General features: G+C 36.5%; 20 protein-coding genes and 1 tRNA gene. 10 read left to right on the forward strand and 11 right to left on the reverse strand.

Translation table 11 applies throughout. The features are described from left to right. Positions 1–51: 51 nt before the first annotated feature. Together ABH942_RS04150 and ABH942_RS04155 are read left to right on the forward strand one after the other, a co-directional pair. A complete protein-coding gene (locus ABH942_RS04150; protein ID WP_370029716.1) occupies positions 52–2058 on the forward strand; it encodes a PKD domain-containing protein in 2007 nt (668 codons plus the stop codon). After that, positions 2058–4610 (forward strand): CHAT domain-containing protein, encoded by a 2553-nt coding sequence (locus tag ABH942_RS04155; RefSeq protein ID WP_370029717.1) that lies wholly within the window; start codon positions 2058–2060, stop codon positions 4608–4610. The genes ABH942_RS04150 and ABH942_RS04155 overlap by 1 nt, the downstream gene beginning before the upstream one ends. Before the next feature lie 30 nt (positions 4611–4640). Here the strand turns inward: ABH942_RS04155 and accC are convergent, their stop codons facing one another. From accC to pdxA, 6 genes are all read right to left on the reverse strand, one after another. After that, positions 4641–5987 (reverse strand): acetyl-CoA carboxylase biotin carboxylase subunit, encoded by a 1347-nt coding sequence (gene accC, locus ABH942_RS04160; RefSeq protein ID WP_370029718.1) that lies wholly within the window; start codon positions 5985–5987, stop codon positions 4641–4643. Positions 5988–6088: 101 nt separating this feature from the next. After that, a complete protein-coding gene (gene accB, locus ABH942_RS04165; RefSeq protein WP_370029720.1) occupies positions 6089–6580 on the reverse strand; it encodes an acetyl-CoA carboxylase biotin carboxyl carrier protein in 492 nt (163 codons plus the stop codon). Between the two features lie 24 nt (positions 6581–6604). Next, positions 6605–7603, reverse strand: coding sequence for a beta-ketoacyl-ACP synthase III (locus ABH942_RS04170; RefSeq protein ID WP_370029721.1), 999 nt, complete (start codon positions 7601–7603; stop codon positions 6605–6607). Between the two features lie 165 nt (positions 7604–7768). Beyond that, a complete protein-coding gene (gene rpmF / locus ABH942_RS04175) occupies positions 7769–7963 on the reverse strand; it encodes a 50S ribosomal protein L32 (protein ID WP_082482157.1) in 195 nt (64 codons plus the stop codon). A 9-nt stretch (positions 7964–7972) separates the two neighbouring features. After that, a complete protein-coding gene (locus ABH942_RS04180) occupies positions 7973–8518 on the reverse strand; it encodes a DUF177 domain-containing protein (RefSeq protein WP_370029722.1) in 546 nt (181 codons plus the stop codon). A gap of 84 nt (positions 8519–8602) precedes the next feature. Continuing rightward, a complete protein-coding gene (gene pdxA / locus ABH942_RS04185; RefSeq protein ID WP_370029780.1) occupies positions 8603–9652 on the reverse strand; it encodes a 4-hydroxythreonine-4-phosphate dehydrogenase PdxA in 1050 nt (349 codons plus the stop codon). A 57-nt stretch (positions 9653–9709) separates the two neighbouring features. Between pdxA and ABH942_RS04190 the strand changes: the two genes are divergently transcribed. After that, the gene (locus ABH942_RS04190) at positions 9710–10297 is read left to right on the forward strand and encodes a riboflavin synthase (protein WP_370029723.1); all 588 of its coding nucleotides are present in this window, start codon (positions 9710–9712) and stop codon (positions 10295–10297) included. A gap of 40 nt (positions 10298–10337) precedes the next feature. Continuing rightward, positions 10338–10556 (forward strand): hypothetical protein, encoded by a 219-nt coding sequence (locus ABH942_RS04195; RefSeq protein ID WP_370029724.1) that lies wholly within the window; start codon positions 10338–10340, stop codon positions 10554–10556. A gap of 144 nt (positions 10557–10700) precedes the next feature. Here the strand turns inward: ABH942_RS04195 and aqpZ are convergent, their stop codons facing one another. The 3 genes from aqpZ to ABH942_RS04210 all read right to left on the reverse strand — a co-directional run bounded on the left by aqpZ (position 10701) and on the right by ABH942_RS04210 (position 15005). Beyond that, positions 10701–11408 carry an aquaporin Z gene (gene aqpZ, locus ABH942_RS04200; protein WP_370029725.1) on the reverse strand — a complete coding sequence of 236 codons (708 nt, stop codon included), beginning with the start codon at positions 11406–11408 and terminating at the stop codon, positions 10701–10703. A gap of 252 nt (positions 11409–11660) precedes the next feature. After that, positions 11661–13127 carry a transcriptional regulator gene (locus ABH942_RS04205; protein ID WP_370029726.1) on the reverse strand — a complete coding sequence of 489 codons (1467 nt, stop codon included), beginning with the start codon at positions 13125–13127 and terminating at the stop codon, positions 11661–11663. Positions 13128–14114: 987 nt separating this feature from the next. Then, positions 14115–15005, reverse strand: a complete 891-nt coding sequence (locus ABH942_RS04210; RefSeq protein WP_370029727.1) for a hypothetical protein — start codon at positions 15003–15005, stop codon at positions 14115–14117. A 330-nt stretch (positions 15006–15335) separates the two neighbouring features. On the opposite strand from ABH942_RS04210, the gene ABH942_RS04215 reads away from it, so the two are divergent. The 4 genes from ABH942_RS04215 to ABH942_RS04230 all read left to right on the forward strand — a co-directional run bounded on the left by ABH942_RS04215 (position 15336) and on the right by ABH942_RS04230 (position 18644). Continuing rightward, positions 15336–15518, forward strand: a complete 183-nt coding sequence (locus ABH942_RS04215; protein ID WP_370029728.1) for a hypothetical protein — start codon at positions 15336–15338, stop codon at positions 15516–15518. Between the two features lie 67 nt (positions 15519–15585). Continuing rightward, complete coding sequence (locus tag ABH942_RS04220) at positions 15586–17526, forward strand: tetratricopeptide repeat protein (protein ID WP_370029729.1); 1941 nt, start codon at positions 15586–15588, stop codon at positions 17524–17526. 12 nt (positions 17527–17538) lie between these two features. Beyond that, entirely contained in the window at positions 17539–18207 is a 669-nt protein-coding gene (locus ABH942_RS04225) for a response regulator (protein ID WP_370029730.1), read from the forward strand. Positions 18208–18374: 167 nt separating this feature from the next. Beyond that, on the forward strand, positions 18375–18644 hold the full coding sequence (locus ABH942_RS04230) for a hypothetical protein (protein WP_370029731.1): 270 nt from the start codon (positions 18375–18377) through the stop codon (positions 18642–18644). 458 nt (positions 18645–19102) lie between these two features. Here the strand turns inward: ABH942_RS04230 and ABH942_RS04235 are convergent. Continuing rightward, positions 19103–19176 (reverse strand) — tRNA-Ile (locus ABH942_RS04235). Between the two features lie 131 nt (positions 19177–19307). After that, positions 19308–19709, reverse strand: a complete 402-nt coding sequence (gene mce / locus ABH942_RS04240) for a methylmalonyl-CoA epimerase (RefSeq protein WP_370029732.1) — start codon at positions 19707–19709, stop codon at positions 19308–19310. Positions 19710–19986: 277 nt separating this feature from the next. Here mce and rbfA point away from each other — a divergent pair, with 277 nt between their 5' ends. Beyond that, the gene (gene rbfA, locus ABH942_RS04245; RefSeq protein ID WP_140001558.1) at positions 19987–20379 is read left to right on the forward strand and encodes a 30S ribosome-binding factor RbfA; all 393 of its coding nucleotides are present in this window, start codon (positions 19987–19989) and stop codon (positions 20377–20379) included. A 1-nt stretch (position 20380) separates the two neighbouring features. Beyond that, the gene (locus ABH942_RS04250) at positions 20381–21580 is read left to right on the forward strand and encodes an ABC transporter permease (protein ID WP_370029733.1); all 1200 of its coding nucleotides are present in this window, start codon (positions 20381–20383) and stop codon (positions 21578–21580) included. The last annotated feature ends 3 nt before the right edge of the window (positions 21581–21583 follow it).

Raw genomic sequence — 21583 nt, forward strand, 5'->3', positions numbered from 1 at the left:
TGTCAACTCATCACTTTTTTTTACATTTATAGTAACAAAACACCTTTGATTATGAAGAAATTAATCCTCATAGCCCCTTTATTGTTGGGAATTTCTTTTTGCTTTTCGCAGACCAAACCAAAGGACACTATAACCCGTAAAGCCGTTATTGGTTTTGACCAAAAGGGAAACAAGGTATCTTTCAAGCCCGAAACGCCTCCATTAATCCAGATTGCCGGCGCACCACCCGCAAGCTACACCTATTTTTGGGAATTTGGCGACGGACATTACAGCAGGGAAAAAGAGCCAAAACATACCTATAAAAAGACCGGAAACAAAAACGTCCGGCTTGCCGTAACCAACAATTATGATAACGGCAAGCCGCCTGCCACCCGTCCAAAGACAGTAGTGATTACGGAACTTCCGGAAACAGATTATCGGGACATTGCTTCTATTGAACTGCAGGATGGCTTTTTGTTGCAAAAAAACCGAGAACCCATACCTGATGAAGAAATTATTGTGGTCATGAGTTATCAAAACCTGAAAGAATACTCTACCAGTGGAAAACTCTATCTTTTTTACAATGACAGGCAGTTCAAAGACGATAATTTTAGCACGCCCGAAGCACGAGCCTATGAAAATGAGAAAGAAAAGTTCGAAGAAAATTTTGCCTTTGTAGATGATTATGACAATCATGAAACCTATCTGGCAAGTACGGGAAATACTTTTTTCAGAAATTCGAAAAACAATGATGATCTGGAAAATCTGGAACAGACTTTGGAACAATCTAAAGCGCTTTATCGAAACTCAAAAGTTTTTGAATTTGACAGCCTTTCTCCAAAACAAACCAGAAATCTGTTTTTTACATTCAAGACTACGCCCGAAATGATCAAAGACACCAGCGCAACACTCACAATCAGAGGCATTTTTGTTCCAGATCGAAATTACAAAAACCATAAGGTCAAAAATCTTGAAATGGAAATCGTGACTTCCCATGATCCTAACAAGATGTCTTCTAATGGTTTTTTTATGAACTACAGGCTCGTCCGTTTTAAAACCCTGAATTTCAAAACACGCTTTCAGAATGACGGCGAAGGCCCTGCCCGCAAGATAAAACTCGAAACAGATATTCCCGATATTTTTGACAAATCGACTTTAAAGATTGTCGACATGTATCCAAAGTGCGAAATCTGTCCAAAAAATGAAGAAGTCAATTACAGTTGCCTCGACACTATTATCCTGAAAAACCAAATCCATTTCACATTCAAGAACATCTACCTGCCGGGAAGCAATCAAAAAAATGTGACAGAAAAAGACAGCACTAAAGGCTTTGTAAAATACAGCTTGAAATTTGGCAAAGATTTTCATAAGGTAAAAACCAAAAGCCGTACTGCCATTATTTTTGACAAGAACGAGCCCATCATTACCAATTATGCCGTTACACGTTTCAGCCCTGGAATTTCTATAGGCGTGCGAACAGGATATAATTATTTTCCCAATCAGGAAAATCCTAAAAGTTATTTTCTGGGTGCCACAATTTCGCCTTATAAGTCCTATCGATGGTATTGGCAGGCTGAATTGTATTACAATTATATGGAAAGCAGCTCTTCCAGCCGTACTGACCCGGTTCTGAAACAAGTTACACCACCTTTGGTTTTGCCTAACGGAACCGTTTTAGATATTGCTTATGTGCAGGAAGAAAAGAGCCAGAAGATAGTCCGAAATGTAGCCGAAGTTGTGCCCATATCCTTACGCTATAGTCTTAATAATTATATCGGTTTTGGATTTGGCCCTCAGTTTTCTGTCGCATTGGAAGAAACTTCTGAAAATAGCAGCCTAACGCGATACTTCCAGCCCATATTCAATGGTCCGAATCCGCCAAGACAGGGAGAAGAAGTTTCCCGGAACAGCAAGGCAGAAAAAACAAAGACAAAGGCGTTTGAAAAAATGCAAACCAATGTTTTTGCAGATGTCACTTTTGGATTTTCCCGTATAGGCCCAAGCCTTGGAATACGTTACATGTGGAGTTTTGAAAATGATTTCAGCCATTGGCAATTTTATGCAATCTGGAAATTCTGATGAAAAGATTGCTGTTCCTCATATTGTTTACACAGTTGGCCTTTGCACAGAAACAGACGCTAAAGGAAGAGGAATTGTATTCAGCTTTAGACCATTTTATAGCCAATCCTACACTAACGGGAATCAAAAATCTTGAAATTACAGAAAGGCAATTCTGGAGCGATCCAAAACCAAAATCAAAGAACGAGCTATTGGCGCTGGTGATTCTGGATTGCAATAAGGCTTTTTACCAGAAGGAATTCGGTTTCTATTTTGACGCTATTCGTTCTTATGAAACGGCATTACTCCTATTTCAAAACCATCAGCTTGACAATTATGATATTATTGAATATTGTCTGAAACCTTTGGGAAATCTATACACAGTAACAGGCGATTACACCAGTGCTGAGAACACTATCAAACAGTATCTTTTTCTTGCCATAAAAAATAACAATACAGAACAAAAGATTAGTGCTATTATTAATCTGGCGGCCGTTTATAAAAGTATCGGAAAAAGCCGCGAGGCAATCGACTTACTGGAAAGCCAACCGATTGAAAAACTCTCTCCAGAAAAAAAGTCTCTGCTGCTTTCCCTTTTAGGAGAAAACTACATTCTATTAGGAAACTATGAAAATTCAAGAAAAGCATTAGAAAAAGCAGAAAGCATTGCTCCAAATTTTGTCGTATATAAAAACCTTTCTATTGTTTACAGACAGAAAAAAAAGTATTCAAAAGCGGAAGAATATATCTCAAAAGCAAAATCCAATCTGACTGATGCTTCCAAACGTGATGTTTCGCAAGTTTATCTCGAAGAAGCAAAATTATTTCTGGCTCAAAACAAAATAACAGAAAGCCAACGCGCCATTCAGGCAATTTTTAAAGAACTAATTCCCGGTTATGATTCCAAAACTGTACTGCCAAAAGAAAAAAACCTTTATTCCGAGCATCTTTTGATAGATGCCTTAGAAGTACTGGCTTCAATATATACTGTACAAAAAAATTACCAAAAAGCTATCGATTGTTATACACTAACTTTTGCTATCGATTCCCGATTTTCGAACGTGTTCTTTTATGAAGAAACATCGTTCCTGCACACCTCCAATATCCGAAACCGTGTTGAAAAAGCAATAGGGATTTACGAACAGCTTTTTCATAAAACCAAAGACACTCAATTTTTAAAACTCGCTTTTGAACTTCAAGAAACCACAAAATCCAAAACCTTAAAAAACTATATCGCACTTACAAAAAAAACAGGCAACGAAAAGCAAAAAGAAATTTTATATAAAATCCATGATCTGTCTGCCATTGTAATCAAGGAACAGGAAAAAGGTGAAAGCGCAAATCTGGAAGTTATCAATAGCACGCTGTCGCTGCAAAACGAAAAGATAGCAGAACTCAAAAAAACTTTTGGGAATAACAGCATTGGCATTAGCCAGAGCTCAAAATTTGATATGGACAGGCTTTTTGTCAAGCTCAAAAACGATGATGCTACGCTTACCGCCTATTTTTACGGAAAAGACACGGTGTATATTTTTGACGTTGCTCCTGACGGAATACGGCTAAAGTCATTTTCAAATTCTTTAAAAAACAAAAAAATAATTACCGACTATCTGGATTATTTTACCCAAGCTTCGGCCATTACAAACAATCTTTCGGGATACCGGAAACAAAGTTTTGCTTTGCACCAATTGCTTGCACTTAAGAAAATAAAAAACCAAAAACACCTTATAATTCCCGACGGCCTACTCAGTTTCGTATCTTTTGAATCTTTATTGACAACGGCCTCACAAAGCACTGATTTTTCAAAGCTCCCTTACCTTATGAAAGATGAAATCATAAGCTATGACACTTCAGCCGACTTTTATCTGAATAATAAAAGTGCTCATTCAAAAGATGTATCAATTCTGGGTGTTTTCCCTGTTTTTGAAAACAGTAACAGAAGCCTTACTTTCACTTTAGAAGAAATGAAAGCCATCCAAAAACTTTTTCCGGGTGTTTATCTCGAAAAATCTCTGGCAACCTACGATCATTTTATAAAAGAAAGTAAAAAGCATACTATACTCCATCTTTCTACGCACGCTACATCAGGCACCGTTGAAGTTCCGGCAGCCATTTCTTTTTATGACCAGGATATCGTATACAGCAATTTGTATTCGTTGGACATTCGTCCGGATTTGGTTGTATTGAGTGCGTGCGAAACAGGAATTGGGAAATTATATCGCGGAGAAGGTGCGTTGAGCATTGCAAGAGGGTTCCAAAATGCAGGCGCCAAAAATCTTTTGTTTTCTTTATGGAAAGTCAACGATTTTACGACTTCTTTGCTGATGAAAAATTTCTATACCAATTACAAAAAAGGCATGAGCTATCCGATGGCGAACCATAAGGCAAAAATTGAATTCCTGAATGACGAAACTATTCCTAACAGTAAAAAATCACCTTATTATTGGAGTGCTTTTGTTTTTTATGGAACCATTTCAGAAGACACTACTTCCAATTATTGGTATTTGTTTGGCGGAGCTATTCTCATACTTTCCTGTTTGATTATACTCCAAAAGCAGAACAAGGTTAAATAAAAAATCCCAGCTTTAGGCTGGGATTTTTTATTATTTCGGATCTTCCATTTTGAAAGTTTCCATGAATTTTGTAGTATAATCTCCTTCTACATAAGCAGGATCATCCATTAGCTGTCTGTGGAAAGGAATTGTAGTCTTTATTCCTTCGATTACGAATTCATCTAAAGCACGTTTCATTTTGCTGATTGCCTCTTCTCTTGTTTGAGCTGTAGTAATCAATTTTGCAATCATAGAATCGTAGTTTGGTGGAATTGTATATCCAGAATAAACGTGAGTATCCAAACGAACTCCATGTCCTCCAGGTGTATGCAATGTCGTAATCTTTCCTGGTGATGGTCTGAAATCGTTATATGGATCTTCTGCATTGATTCGGCATTCGATAGCATGCAACTGTGGCAGGTAGTTTTTACCTGAAATTGGCACACCGGCAGCAACCAAAATCTGCTCACGGATCAAGTCATAATCAATAACTTGTTCTGTAATAGGATGCTCTACCTGGATACGAGTGTTCATTTCCATGAAGTAGAAATTTCTGTGTTTGTCAACCAAAAACTCTACCGTTCCGGCACCTTCGTATTTAATATATTCTGCAGCTTTTACAGCAGCATCTCCCATTTTCTGACGAAGTTCATCAGTCATGAACGGAGAAGGCGTTTCTTCTGTTAATTTTTGGTGGCGTCTTTGAACTGAACAGTCTCTTTCAGAAAGGTGGCATGCTTTACCATAAGCATCACCAACAACCTGGATTTCAATATGGCGAGGCTCTTCAATAAGTTTCTCCATATACATCCCGTCATTTCCAAATGATGCAGCGGCTTCCTGACGAGCACCTTCCCATGCTTTTAGAAGATCTTCTTCTTTCCAAACAGCTCTCATTCCTTTTCCTCCACCTCCGGCAGTAGCCTTAAGCATCACAGGATAGCCAAATTCTTTAGCTAATTTTTTAGTCTGCTCATACGATTCAAGCAAACCTTCAGATCCAGGAATAGTTGGAACTCCCGCAGCTTTCATTGTTGCTTTGGCAGTAGCCTTGTCTCCCATTTTCTCAATCATTTCCGGAGAAGCACCAATAAATTTGATACCGTGCTCCTGGCAGATTTTTGAAAATTTTGCATTTTCAGAAAGGAAACCATATCCTGGGTGGATAGCGTCTGCATTAGTAATTTCTGCAGCAGCTATAATATTAGACATTTTCAAGTAAGACAAGTTACTTGGCGGTGGGCCTATACAAACAGCTTCATCTGCAAAACGAACGTGAAGGCTTTCTGCATCTGCTGTTGAATAAACAGCTACCGTTTTGATACCCATTTCTCTACAGGTTCTGATAACACGAAGTGCTATTTCTCCCCTGTTTGCGATTAATATTTTTTTAAACATCTTATTTAAATTAGATAATTAGACAATTTGGATAGTTTAGATGATTAGCTTACGATTTTGGTTCAATCTGCAATCTAATAATCTGCAATCTAAAATCTAAATTAGGATGGATCAACTAAGAATAATGGCTGATCAAATTCTACTGGAGATGCATCATCTACCAATACTTTTACAATTTTTCCAGAAACTTCTGATTCGATTTCGTTGAAAAGTTTCATCGCTTCAATAACGCAAACTACATCTCCTTTTGAAATTGTGCTTCCTACTTCTACGAAAGGAGCTTTATCTGGTGAAGGTTTTCTATATAGTGTTCCAATGATTGGAGACTTAACCATAACATATTTCGAAGTATCTTCATCTGTTGAAGAAGCAACCGGCGCTGCAGGAGCAGTTGGTGCTACAGGCTGTGGCATCGCTGCTTGTGGTAATGCGTGGCTGATAGGCGCCTGTTGAATGTAAGTTGTAGTTGTTTCAGAGGATCCTCCTTCTGTAGTTTTGATTGTGATCTTAAAATCATCCATCTCCAATTTTACTTCAGTAGCTCCCGATTTTGCTACAAACTTAATCAAGTTTTGAATTTCTCTAATATCCATGATATTCGATTTTAGGTTTTAGTTTTATTGTTTGTCGTATGCCCATTTCATATAGATAGATCCCCAAGTGAATCCACCACCAAATGCGGCAAATATTAAATTATCTCCTTTTTTGAATTGCTTCTCGAAGTCGTTAAGAAGCAACGGCAATGTTCCAGAAGTCGTATTGCCATATTTTTGAATATTAACGAGTACTTTGGATTCATCCAGACCCATTCTGTGGGCTGTAGCATCAATAATTCGCTTGTTAGCCTGATGGGCTACCAGCCAATTGACATCATCCTTAGTAAGGTTGTTGCGCTCCATTATTTTTTCGCTAACATCTGCCATTCCAGAAACGGCATATTTGAAAACGGTTTTTCCGTCCTGGAAAACATAATGCTGTCTGTTTTCTACAGTTTCTTTAGATGCCGGAAGTAATGAACCTCCTGCTTCAATTTTTAAGAATTCACGGCCTACACCGTCACTTCTTAAGTATTGATCCTGAAAGCCAAGGCCTTCATAATTTGGCTCGAACAATACCGCTCCTGCTCCATCACCAAAAATGATGCACGTTGCGCGATCTGTATAGTCAATTATGGAAGACATCTTGTCTGCCCCAATCAATAAAACTTTTTTGTATCTTCCTGATTCAATATAGGCTGCAGCTGTAGACATTCCGTATAGGAAACTAGAACAGGCAGCTTGCAAGTCATAGGCAAAAGCATTGACCGCACCAATTTGGGAAGCAACATAAACGGCTGTTGCGGCCACAGGCATATCAGGAGTTGTAGTTCCCAGCAACACTAAGTCAATTTCTGCCGGGTTGATATTGGTTTTAGCAATTAAATCTTCTGCAGCTTTAATGGCCAAGTAAGATGTTCCTTTCGTATCATCTTTTAAAATGCGTCTTTCCTTAATTCCGGTACGAGAAGTTATCCATTCGTCATTCGTATCGACCAATGTCTCAAGTACTTTATTTGAAAGCACAAAATCAGGCACATAGGCACCAACAGCGGTAATTGCGGCTGTGATTGTATTCATATTATTTTTAATAATTTCTTCTCGAAATTACTGTTTCGAAAAGAGGTGGAAATTACAAAAAAAATCTAAAACATACCTTCTTGCAATATGTTATTTATCAATAAATTATAAATAACAAAAAAACTCCCACAACGTGAGAGTTCGATTTTTTAATGCAAAATTGTATTAAGCAACAGCTTCTTGCTTATCAATTACTACTTGACCTCTGTAGTACATCTTACCTTCATGCCAGTAAGCTCTGTGGTATAAATGCGCCTCTCCAGTCACTGGGCATGTAGCGATTTGAGGAACAGATGCTTTATAATGTGTTCTTCTTTTATCTCTTCTTGTTTTCGAGGTCTTTCTCTTTGGATGTGCCATTTTACTATATTATTTATCCGTTAATAGTTTTTTTAATTGATCCCATCTAGGATCCGTCTCTTCTTCTTTTGCATCAGTTTTTTGTTCTTTCGCATTGACTTTCAATTCATCTAGTTTGTCAAGGATATCGGTTTTCAACGTACCGTCCTTTACACCCGGATGGATTCTTTTTAGAGGAATGGAAAGCACAATCATTTCATAAATGTATTGTGAAATATCGATCTGATGCTCGCCAAAAGGCAAAATGAGCAATTCTTCATTGTCATTATTAAATGCTTCTCCAAACTGGACAATCAATTTGATTTTTCCCTTAACCGGCAAATCAAACATCTCATTAGTCAAATCACAAGGAACATAAATTGTTCCTTTATGTTTGAACTGAAGCTCAAGCATCGTGCTTTTTTTCTCTAAAACTACATTGACTTTGATATCACAACTTTCAAACTCGTCATAACCAAAGTCTTCAAAGAACTTTTTATTTATTTGATATTCAAACTGATGTTTTCCTAACTTTAACCCTATAAAAGGAATTAAAAACTCATTGTTTACTTTCATCTTAACAACAATTTGCCCTAAACTTCGGGAGTGCAAAGATATAAAATAATTGCAAATCCAAAAGCGTTATAAACATTTTTTTGTTTATAAGTGTTTTTCTTTTATTTTTAGAGGTTTTTCGGTCATCGCCGCATATTCATTTCTTGAATGAAATATATCGATTGCCAGATAAACCGCTTCTTTAAATGAATTAAAATCTGCAATCCCCTTACCTGCAATATCATAAGCCGTTCCGTGATCTGGCGAAGTCCTTATTTTATTTAATCCTGCCGTATAATTTACGCCTTTTCCAAACGCAAGCGTCTTAAAAGGAATCAGCCCCTGGTCGTGGTAGGTTGCTATTACCGCATCAAACTTCTCATATTGTCCGCTTCCAAAAAAACCATCTGCCGCATAAGGACCAAAAGCCATCGTTCCGTTGTCAAATAGTTTTTTGATAGCCGGCCTGAGAATTTCATCGTCTTCTTTTCCAATCACTCCTCCGTCTCCGGCATGCGGGTTTAATCCCAAGACGGCTATTTTAGGTTTGCTTATGCTGAAATCCTGAATCAGTGATTTCTTTATCGTTTCAATTTTACTTTTAATCAGCGCTTCCGTAAGATGTGAAGCCACATCATTTACCGGAACATGATCCGTAATCAATCCTACACGCAAATCGTCCTGAACCATAAGCATCAGAGCATCTCCTTCCAATTCCTGATTTAGATAATCTGTGTGTCCCGGAAATTTAAACTCTTCAGACTGTATGTTGTATTTGTTGATTGGAGCCGTAACCAGAACATCAATCTGTCCTTCTTTTAAGGCTTTCGTTGCCGCCGTGAACGATTTTATAGCATACTTCCCTACATTTTCGTCATTTACGCCATATTCAATAGTAACACTTTCTTTCCAGACATTCAACACATTGATTTTTCCAGGCAGAAGCTGCTCAATCTTGTCGATTCCGTGAAGTGCTATTGTAGCATCAAGGTTTTTCTTAGCAAAGGACATTATCTTTACATTGGCAAAAATAACCGGTGTGCAAAGTTCAAGCATTCGAGTATCCTCGAAAGTTTTCAAGATAATCTCGCTTCCAATACCGTTCAAATCTCCTACTGAAATTCCAACTATTATATTTTCTGCTTTTTTCATAATGCTTGCTCCTTATTTATTGCTAATTTTGAAGTGCAAATTTAGTAAAATAAAACCACAATGTTTACAGGAATAATAGAAACCCTCGGCACAATCAAAGATTTGCGTAAAGAGGGAGAAAACATACACATTACAATTTCTGCTTCAGTCACTAACGAACTTAAGATTGACCAGAGCGTTTCTCATAACGGAGTGTGCCTGACGGTTGTAGGAATTTCAGACGATCAATATACGGTTACTGCCATCAAGGAATCTATTGACAAGACAAATATAGGCGATTGGAAACTCGACGACCAGGTTAATTTGGAACGCGCGATGAAACTTGGCGACAGATTGGACGGCCATATCGTACAGGGACATGTGGATCAGACCGGAACCTGCATCTCTATTGAAGAAGCTAACGGCAGCTGGTACTATACCTTTGAATATGATCCGAAATTAAGCAACATTACTATCGAAAAAGGTTCGATTACCGTAAATGGAGTGAGCCTCACAGTTGTAAATTCAAAGAAAAATGCATTTAGCGTTGCTATCATCCCCTATACTCACGAACACACCAACTTCAAAAATTTTAAAGTCGGCACAAAAATCAATCTTGAGTTCGATGTCATAGGAAAATACGTCACGCGACTTCACCAGCTGGCCTAAAAAAATAAAAACTCCGACTTACATCGGAGTTTTTTTATCTGTGTTTGACATCTTAAATCGTAAAAAAGCAAAAGCCAACCCTATTACCAACAAAAGAAGTATCCCATTATCGATAGGAAGACCAATTGGTGTTGGGCCTGTAGGTGGCGGCGGTGGCGGCGGTTCGTTATCGGCAAAACAATTTGTCACAGAAAACAGAACAACCGCAAGATTTAACATTGTGTTTGGGACAATCCTCATAGGCTGTAAAAGTAAATAAAAAATCTTTTTGGCAAAATATTTTGACAAATAAAAATAACCTATTAGACATCTGCAAAAATAGCCTTATCAAATCGGTTAAATGCTATATAATCCCGTCAAAAATTAGCAAATACGCAAAAAAAGCTTTTATTTTTTCAAACTTTTATCTTACTGATTCCGACTGCTCTATTTCAGAGGATAAATATTCGTAAAAAATCCCTGCCAGAATAGCTCCAGCTATTGGAGCAATCCAAAACAACCATAGCTGTTCCAATGCCCAACCTCCAACAAATATAGCCTGACTGGTACTTCTTGCCGGATTTACTGATGTATTGGATACCGGAATGCTCATCAAATGAATCAAAGTGAGCCCTAAACCTATCGAAATTCCGGCAAAACCTTTTGGAGCCGAACTATGTGTTGCCCCAAGAATGATTAAAACAAAAATAAAAGTCATGACAACTTCAGTTGTAAGCACTGAAAAAATATCATATTGGCCTGGCGAATGTTCTCCATATCCATTTGCTGCAAAATTGCCCAAATCAAAATGAGGCTGTCCGCTTGCAATAAGATAAAGTATCATAGCTCCAAAAATCCCTCCTAAGACCTGTGCAACAATATAAGGAAGCACATCCTTTTTTTGAGTTCTTCCGGCAACCCACAACCCAATAGTTACTGCCGGATTCAAATGACATCCTGAAATATTCCCAATTGTATAGGCCATTGTAAGAACCGTAAGTCCAAACGCCAAGGAAACTCCTATATACCCAATACCTAAATCCGGAATTGATGCTGCCAATACTGCGCTTCCACATCCTCCAAGAACCAACCAAAATGTGCCAATAAATTCTGCTATTACTTTTCTTGTCATTTGCTATCTAATTGTTGTTTTTAAGATCTCCAACAAAGAAAACACAGCCTTAATATTCCCGCAAAAAAATGACTACTCACATCTACTCACAGCAAAATATTTTTATTGAGCACTGAATACCAACAAAATAATAACGCAAGACAAAAAGAAAAATAAAAGAATATGAGTAGAAATTAAAGAGTTATCACACAAAAATGCGTAATCTTTACTTAAGAAAAGTACTACTTATAAATAAGGGTAAATAGTAAAAACCTATAAATTCATCATCCAGACGTTAATGTCTTCATCGGAAGTAATGGAAAGCTTCTTACGCAGCCTGTATTTCTTAGCCTCGACCGCCCTAATAGAAGAGTTGGTATACTGGGCAATTTCTTTTGTGGAAAAATCAAGCTTCAGGAAAGCACATAATTTTTGTTCTCCGGCTATAAGTCCCGGATTGATTTTATTTAGCTTTTTATAAAAGTCAGGATATGTTTCTTTGAATAACATTAAAAAGGACGGATCATTAGTACTTGCCAGGTGAAGTATTTTTTTGAGGTGTGCCTCATCCTTTTGCAATAAAGTGAACATCGTAATGGTATCTTCGACTTCAGCCTGCAATCGTGCATTATTAGCTTTTTCTTTCTGGAACTTTCTGTAAATATGAATTAATATCACCACCAATAACAGGACGAATATCGCAGAAAAAATAATGGATCGGTTTGAGCTCCTATCAGCATCTGTAACAACTCCCCTGCCTTCTATTGAGGCAGTCTGCATTGGGCTGCTTTCTTTTTGATTCTTTTTAATGCTATCGTTTAACTTATTATAAAGCTGAAGATAACTTTCAGCATTTTTACTATCCCGGATGGCTTCATAAGATTTTGACATTCCCAGGTATAGCGACTTAAGAGTATACGTATCATTTATAGTTTTAGCGACGCCAATACCTTTTTCAAAATAATCAATAGATTGTTTGTATTTTTTTCTGTAGTAGTTAAGATTACCTAAATCGCTTAACGTATTGGCTTTTACAGCTTCATGATTGACTGAATTTGCCAACTGTAATGCCCTGTCAAGATAAAACTCTGCCGAATCTAGTTCTTTTGCTCTTAAAAAGCTGGAACCGACATTGGAACAGGCCAAAGAAAGTGTCTTATTTCTCAACGGATTGTTAAGTACCATTTTTTGAAACTCCTGATACCCTTTTCTATAGTAAAAAGCCACAGAATCTGCTTTTCCTCCATTTTCATCCAGATTAAAAGCTATATCATTATACAACACACCAAGCCTGGAGCTTTTAACTTCTTTGTCAGTAAGAGTTTGTGCAAAATGGAGAGACTGTCGGAATTGCGCTAATCCTTTTTCATAATCACCTGATCCGGTATAGCCTATTCCTTTCAGGCGGAGCGCATCGGAAATTAATTTGGCATCTGAAATTTCGACCGCCAATTTTTCGGCTGCAGTAGCATTTTTAAGAACATCTTCATACTTGGCCAGTTCGTGCTGTTTTCTGCTTGCAATAAGCAGTCCCTGAGTCATCCCTTTTTTGTAGCCTATTTTTTTCGAGTCGTCATATGCTTTCAAACTCAATGTCACTCCATAGGGAGCATCCTTAATTTCAAGCTGTTCAGCAACCAGTAGAAGGCTATCAATCTGAGCCTGATTAAAACTCTGTCCAAAGCTTTTATCAAACAACAGGAAAAAAATGAAAAGTAGAAAATATCTAGTCTTTTTCATAAATATAGAAAGGCATTTATACTAAATTTTAGTTTTTAATCAATCCATATTTGAGGGCAGGCAAAATAACTAAATATTTATTATATCGTAAAAAATGCATTTTCACAACAAAACAATCAAATAATTGATAAATATTTGACCTTTAAGTAGTTTTGAAGGAAAAACCACATCATACAACAAATAAAAGTACAATATATTCAAAAAAAAGAGCTTTTTTGAAATAAAAAATAATTTTAACAGCAAATATTCTCCTAAAAACAAGGGATTTAAAAGCCTTTAAACAGAATAAAATGAAAAAAAGGAGGAATTGTAGAAATAAAAATAAGGAGGGCGACATAAAACCAAGAACATATTTTCCCCTAAAATAACACTTATGGGTCACCCTCCTCTCAAAAATTACCGCATTGACCTACCACCAATCAATGTTAAAGCTATGTCACTTTATTTGGTAATTTATTTTCATCTTGATAAATCAAGACATTTCTTTATTCATAACAATTTTTACAATTTCTATGTTTGACCATAGAACGAAATTTTATATCAAAAATTTTTCACCAGTAAAAACTTATAGAATTGGCAGATTATTTTTTAGCAGATTTGGGATCTTGGAAAATTGTAATATTTAAGAGCCTTATAACTCTCTCGTAAAGCGATAGGACAAATAAAAGGCGGAAATTTAAATTATAAAAGAAAACGCCTACTCACATCTACTCACTGTCAAAAAAAATATTTAAAAAACTGTTTTTCAAAATATTAAAAAGAATTATTCATTAAAAATGAGTAGTAAAAAAATAGAAATAGCAGGGCCATGAGTAACAAATAAGTACTTTTTTCAGTTTCTTTTATTTGTTAATCACAACGGTTTTAGCCAAAGCAGTGAACTTCCTGCATAAAAAGCGATTTTGCACAACTGTCTTAACCCTTATAACAGTTTAAATGCATAAGATAAAAATGCGTAAAGAATGTAAAATCGCTTTTATCTTCAGATTATTTTTTTTTACTGTGAACTTTCATGATATGTTTCTCTACCATGTGTTTTGTAATTGGCTTTAATGGTTTCCTGGTAATTGGATGTACGCCATTATACGAAAAAAACTCGCATTTGCCGTTTTGTTTGATATACCAAACCATAGGTCTGTCATTGATAAAAAAAGTAGTAGTATCACTGACTTCTATCTTTCTGAAGTTTTCGAGGACATCTTTATTCAAGGCTATTACATTGTCATAACTCTTTTCTCCAAAAGCACGACTATCCTCACAATCTATTTTCTCATAATGATCGCCTTTCCAAATCATACATTTGTCATCAAAAACATCTTTCAAAACAAAAGCTAAAAAAAAAATCACGGAAAAAAAAACCAATGTCAGTATCAATCTTTTTGACAATGGCGATTTAACCATCAATTGATAATTATTCTCGACGGGTTTTGAGATTGCCATTCTCTCGGCAAAATGCCCTCTGTTTGGAACATTCTTGTTGACCTCTTCAATTTTAGGATTTCCAATACCTAACGAACAATAGGTTTCAAGAAATTTAGTATAAGGCCTCTGTTTAAAATCCACTAAAACGGCTATCAGGTTGGCGCTCCTATAATCTTTGAGGTTAGTTCCTAATTTCAGGAAAGTACTTAAGGGTTTAAATTTTTCTGTGTCAAAGTTTTTAATCCACCTTGCAATATCTTCATCTGACTTGAAAGAGAAGAAATGGCGAAAGATTGCCAAATCTGAGAATCTCATTTCATCTTCACTAATAAGCAAACATAGTCTTTTAAGGTTTGCCGGGGTAGGATCTAAAAGCAAATCAGAAAATTTCCCCATTTTTTCTTCTTCATACCGGGTTATGATGGCCTTTTTATATTCATCAAAATTATTTTTCATAGTTATTAAATCAGAATTAATTGGAATCGATCGGAATTATCGGAATCATCGGAATTCCCTTGCTATCACCAGCAAAAACCACATTTACTTTGCCTCAGAAATCAGTTCTGTCCTAACATGCATTTAGGACAAATGTACAAAACTGATTTTACCTCAGTGTTGCTAAATCAGGATGGGGCGACCATTCGGGAAGTATGATCTTCACTTCTGTTTTAGCGCACTGAACTTCCCGAAAAACAGGGTTACCGCCCTATTAAGAAAGACGGAATCTGGTTTCGGAATACCACCCGAAAGCAATCCCCTTATGTCAAACTTTTTAATTCAATAGAGATGAAAAAACTAATCCTAGCTCTGGCTATTTTAGCCTTTGGTACGCTGTTTATCTCCTGTACGGCAGATGATACGACAGATGAAGCCAATAATACAATGAGCCTGCAAGCTGATGATAGCGGCGGCAATAATGCTATTATAATCACTAAACCGCCACCACCGCCAGTGAATCCAAATCCATAGGCTAAAAAATAGCAATAAAAAAAGTTTTTATAAAACAGTTTTAGTATTTTCGGGGAAATATTCTTCTATGAAGCATTACTCCCCGATTTTGCTTTTTTTCATCGCATTGATATTCATTTCATGCAGAGAAAACATGCCTGTAAAGAAAGAGAGTGCCGCAACAGACAGCCTTGAACATTATATGAGGCTTTCTCATGACAGTAAATTTTCACAAGAAAGACAAAGAGGTTTCAGCAATAAAGCATATAGAATCGGTATTGAATCCAAAAATGATTCGCTACTCTACAAGGGACTGTATAATAAAATAGAACAAGATCTTCAATATAACTCTGATAGTTCCAGATATTATCTTAACAAGCTAAAAACACTGGCACTTAAAATCAAAAAAGAGGCTCCACTAGGAGGATATTACTATCTCTATGCTTCCTATTTTTTACCTATAAACATTGATAGTAGTTTTGCTTATTACGACCGTTCTAAAACAGAATATTTGAAAGCAAATGACAGTATGCGTGCAGGATATAGCCTATTGATGATGACTGATCTACAACGCATCTCTTCTGATTATTATGGTGCCGAAACAACAGCTACCGCTGCGTTAGCCTGCCTGAAAAACTCTGGGGAGGAATCTTATCTTGTGGCCGTTTATAATTATCTGGGCGTATCTTACAAACAGCTTTTTAATTATGAAAACGCTTTAAAATATTACAGAAAAGCCTATCAGACTGCAAAAGACTCACTCTCTAAAGATGTAGTGATGAACAATATAGCTCTTATCTATATGGATCAGAAAGAATATGGGAAAGCTATAAAAATACTCACGAAACTGGTGTCCAAAAAAAACTCCGATACGGATATCGAATTCAAAGCCAAAGCCATAGACAATCTGGGATATTCTTATTTCCTGTTGGGTGATAAGAGAGGCAGTCAATATATGCTACAGGCATTGCATTTAAAAGATTCTATCAGAGACGAATTCGGATCAATGGCAAGTTGTTTGCACCTTTCTGAATATTACCTCCATGAAAATCCACAATTAGCAAGGAAATATGCTGAAAAAGCCTATAGTTTGGCTAACAAACTAAAGAATACGGATGACAAACTAGACGCGATTAAGTTTCTTTCAAAAACATCGGCTTCCAAGCAAGAGTCCGACAAATTGTTTTCAGAATATACAACTCTCAACGACAGTATTAGAATTGTTCGCCAAAAAGCTAAAAATCAGTTTGCAAAAATCCGTTATGACTCAAAACAGGTAGAAGAAGAATCGCTTAAATATCAGGCAGAAAATGCAGAAAACAAATTAAAAGCAGAAAAGGCAAAACGCAGGAATGAGCTTTTATTACTAACAATATCTTTCATTGTACTTGTAGGGATACTTTTCTATAGGCTTTTAAAATCAAGGCATGAAAAAGAAAAATTCCAGGAAGCCTACAATACTGAAACCCGAATTGCTAAAAAAGTACATGATGAATTAGCAAATGACGTATATAACGCCATGACATTTGCCTCTACCCAGAATTTAGAAAAACCAGAAAAAAAAGAAGCCCTCATTCATTCGCTAGACAGCGTCTATTTAAGAACCAGGGATATTTCAAGAGAAAACAGTCCTATCGAATTGGGTGAAAATTTCCCAAATCAGTTAAAAATAATGCTTTCAGAATACCAAAACCAATCGCTAAACGTATTAATAAAAGATATCGATTCCGTTGACTGGATAAAAGTAGACGAAAATAAAAAATTAGTAACCTATAGGGTGCTCCAGGAATTAATGGTCAACATGAAAAAACACAGTCAAGCCACATTAGCTGTGATTGATTTTTCAACTGTTGACAAGAAAATTCAGATTCAATATTCAGATAATGGAATAGGAATGCCCTTTGGAAAAACTATTTTAAAAAACGGGCTTCAAAATGTGGAAAACCGTATAAAAAGCATTCGAGGAACGCTTATTTTTGACATACAGACAAACAGAGGAGTAAAGCTTTCTTTTGGCTATCCTGTTTAAAATTTAATCCCTATGTTTAGAAAAATTTTAGTTGCAGAAGACATTGACAGTATCCACGCCGCTGTAATTTCGCAGCTCGACCAACTAACACATGCAGAAATTCATCAGGCAAAATATTGCGATGAGGCATACCTAAAGGTAAAAAAAGCACTATTAGATGGCGAGCCTTATGATTTGCTTATAACCGACCTTTCTTTTAAGCAGGATCACCGCGATACTGTACTAGAATCTGGCGAGGACCTTATCAAAAGCGTTAAAGAAACCCAGCCAGAAATAAAGGTCATAGCCTATTCTATAGAAGACCGATCCTATAAAATAAAAGCACTGTTTGAAGAATGTGGTATAAATGGTTATGTCTCTAAAGGACGTGAAGGTTCAAAAGAACTCGAAAAAGCCGTAATTGCTCTTGCCGGAGATACAGAAAATTATGTGCCTGCCCCGCTTTCCAATATATTCCAGGCGAATAACATTATTGAAATTGAAGAATACGACCTTAAACTCATCAAATACTTATCTATAGGATTGACTCAGGATGAAATAGGTGCCAAGTTCAAAAAACAGGGTAACGTTCCTTCCAGTAACAGTAGCATTGAGAAGAGAATAAACAAGTTAAAGCTCTATTTTAAGGCAAAAAACACCATCCACCTTATCAGCAACGCTAAAGATTTAGGACTTATATAATTTCCCTTATTGCCCAAACCTATCATTTTCCAACCGACAATCTTGTCGGTTTTTTTTTATTTCCAATACTTAAAAAATACTTAAAAAAACGCCTTTACGGAAAACCGTAAGGAAATGGCTCTTACCGAGAGTAAATTTGGGTATTAAACTACCACAATTTTACTGCCATGGGATACAAAGCCTTAATTATTTTAGAATTACCTAATGCCAGTGAAGAACAGAAAAATATTTTTCATACTGTTCTTTTGAAAGAACTATGGTTTAAAATTCAAAATCTGAATACGGCTTGGGAAATATCTTTTAATCAAAATTGGTCAAGAGGTGGCGCTATTGAAGCGATAGAAAGCGATTTAAAAAAGGCACGGGAAATCAGCGGCATACAACAAATAAAGTACGCCTTGCAGTTGGATATCCAACTGGTCATTAAAAGTTGCTAACACAACTAAGTCTACGTTTTATCCCTAAAACCTTAACATAAGCCGTCTGCCATTTTCAGCATAAAGTCCAGGCCATTGCCATTCGTTTTTTGCAAAACGCCAAATGCTTTAATGGAATACACAAACAACAATACCGTTGAAATCACCGATATGGCAATCAAAAACAGTTTTAGGAAGCGAAAAGAAATCCTTGATTCCTCCTCGACAATTATAGATGCAGAAGTAAAAAAATCTTTCAAAATAACGGGGGGTTTTTTATGAATGATCTATTATTAAAAATGGAAATTACAAAATTTCAATCAGTTAGAAAAGAAAAATATAAAAAATAAGTAAAATCTTTCAAAAGATGGAGGTATATACCTTTGGGGATTTAAAAAAGAAATGGTTTTTTTAAGAAATTCATTGTTTTAAATAACAAAAAAGCCGCAGACAGTAGTTACTATCGGCGGCTTTTTGTGTGGTCCCACCTGGGCTCGAACCAGGGACCACCTGATTATGAGTCAGGTGCTCTAACCAACTGAGCTATAGGACCAGTTAAGAGGTTGCAATATTACTACTAAATTTGATATGTTGCAAATTATTTCATAGGAAACCTGCTGTAGACCCTTAAAAAAATAACAGCACATCTATTCGTTTTCCGCCAACTCTTTCGATTTGAAACTTTTATTTTATTTCCTGACACAGTTCAATTAGAACTCCGTTAGTACCTTTTGGATGTAAAAATGCGACCAGCTTATTATCTGCTCCCTTTTTTGGAACTTCATTCAGGACAGTAAAACCGGAAGTTTGCAGTCTTTTGATTTCTGCAACTATATCTTCAACATCAAAAGCAATATGATGGATTCCTTCTCCTTTTTTTTCAAGAAATTTAGCAATCGGACTATCTGCATTGGTTGCTTCCAGCAGTTCTATCTTATTTGGGCCATTCATAAAAAAAGAGGTCTTGACACCTTCGCTTTCTACTTCTTCCATTTTATAAGCCGGAGCACCAAAAAGTTTTTCAAAAAGAAGATTCGATTCTTCTAGATTTTTTACTGCAATGCCAATATGTTCTATTTTTCTCATGTGTATATCGAATTAATCCTTAGTCTTATGTTATTATTCCAGCAAATATAAAAACTTTATGACTATCGGAAAGTTTGCGTCAAAGGACACTAAAACATTTACTTCCAAAAATTTTATCATTACGAACTTCGCGGCTCTGCGACTTTGCGTGAAAATAACCGCTCGCAAAGTCGCAGAGCCACAAAATATAAAATGCATCTTTCTTTTGCTCTGACATTCTTTATCGTTGTCACTCAGAACCTTTTTGCTACTCTAAAATTAATCGTACTTTTGCAAGATGGAAACAAACAGACAGAAAAAAATAGGAAGCGTGCTCCAAAAAGACTTGGTAGACATCCTTCAAGGCGAAGTGAGAAAAAATGGAATCCCAAATTTGGTGATTTCTGTTTCTAAAGTTAGCGTAACTACAGATTTATCGATCGCAACCGTATATCTTAGCATTTTCCCTCCGGAAAAAGGGCCGGAATTATTGGCTGCCATAAAAACAAATACGCCGTTAATCAAACACGACCTTTCTCAAAGAGTACGTCTGCAACTGCGAAAAGTGCCTAATCTGACATTCTTTATTGATGATTCCTTGGATTATATTGAAAAAATCGACAAGGCATTGACTGGCGAAGAAAACCCAATCGAAAATCCGGATTTATTAGAAAAAAGAAAGAAATCATAAGTTGAATTTTCCTTTTTACATAGCTCGACGTTACACCGTAAGTTTTAGCAAAAGCAGCGCGATTAATATCATTACCGGCATTGCTTCACTTGGCATTATTGTGGGTGCCGCTGCTTTGTTTGTCGTGCTTTCCGTTTTTAGCGGATTAAAGGATTTCAGTCTTTCTTTTTCAAATGATTTTGATCCCGATCTTAAAATCACCAGTACTTTAGGAAAATCATTTCTTATTTCTCCGGAACAAGAACAAAGAATTAAAAAAATTGACGGGATTGCTGCCAAAAGCAACATTATAGAAGAGCGCGTGCTCTTTTTATATGAAGGCAAAGAAGTCGTAACCTATCTCAAAGGCGTAGACAGCAGTTATACCGATGTGAACAATGTCGAGAAAAAGCTATATATGGGTGAATGGATGGAACCAAAAACGCCACAAGTGGTGGTTGGTTACGGAATTCACCAAAAGCTCTCATTAGGTTTGTTAAGTTATAGCAATCCTTTGGAAGTTTATGTACCAAAACCCGGCAAAGGAGCCATAAATAATGCTGAGCAGGCATTTAATAAAACAGCCTTGCTTCCAGTAGGCGTATATGCGGTTAGTGAAGAGTTGGATGAAAAATACGTTTTTGCCGACCTCAATTTGGCGCAGGAATTGTTAGAATTCAAACCTAATCAGGTTACAGGAATTGAATTTAGGTTCAAACCTGGAGCTGACGAATCGGTAATATCTGCAGAGCTTCAAAATATCTTTAACAACAAGCTCACTATAAAAAATCGGGCACAGCTTAACGATTCTTTATACAAAATGCTGAATACGGAACAGACGGCTTTATATCTTATCTTCACTCTGGTAATTGTACTCACGCTCTTTACATTAGCCGGAGCGATAATTATGTTGATAATCGACAAAAAAAACAATCTTACCACTTTATACAATCTGGGTGTTGAAGTTAAAAATCTCCGAAAGATTTTCTTATTTCAGGGATCGATACTAACGGCAGCAGGAGGATTTATTGGTCTTGCACTCGGAATCATTATCGTACTGTTGCAGCAAAATTATCAGTTGGTTATGGTTACGCCTACCATGCCTTATCCCGTAATCTTCAACGTGGAAAATCTTATTATTGTTTTGGCTACGATTTTCTCTCTTGGATTTATTTCTTCACTGATTGCTTCCAGCAGAGTCACAAAAAAATTGCTCGACTAAAAA

Origin of the sequence: Flavobacterium sp. 28YEA47A, from assembly GCF_041262125.1 — a bacterium.
GTDB lineage: Bacteria > Bacteroidota > Bacteroidia > Flavobacteriales > Flavobacteriaceae > Flavobacterium.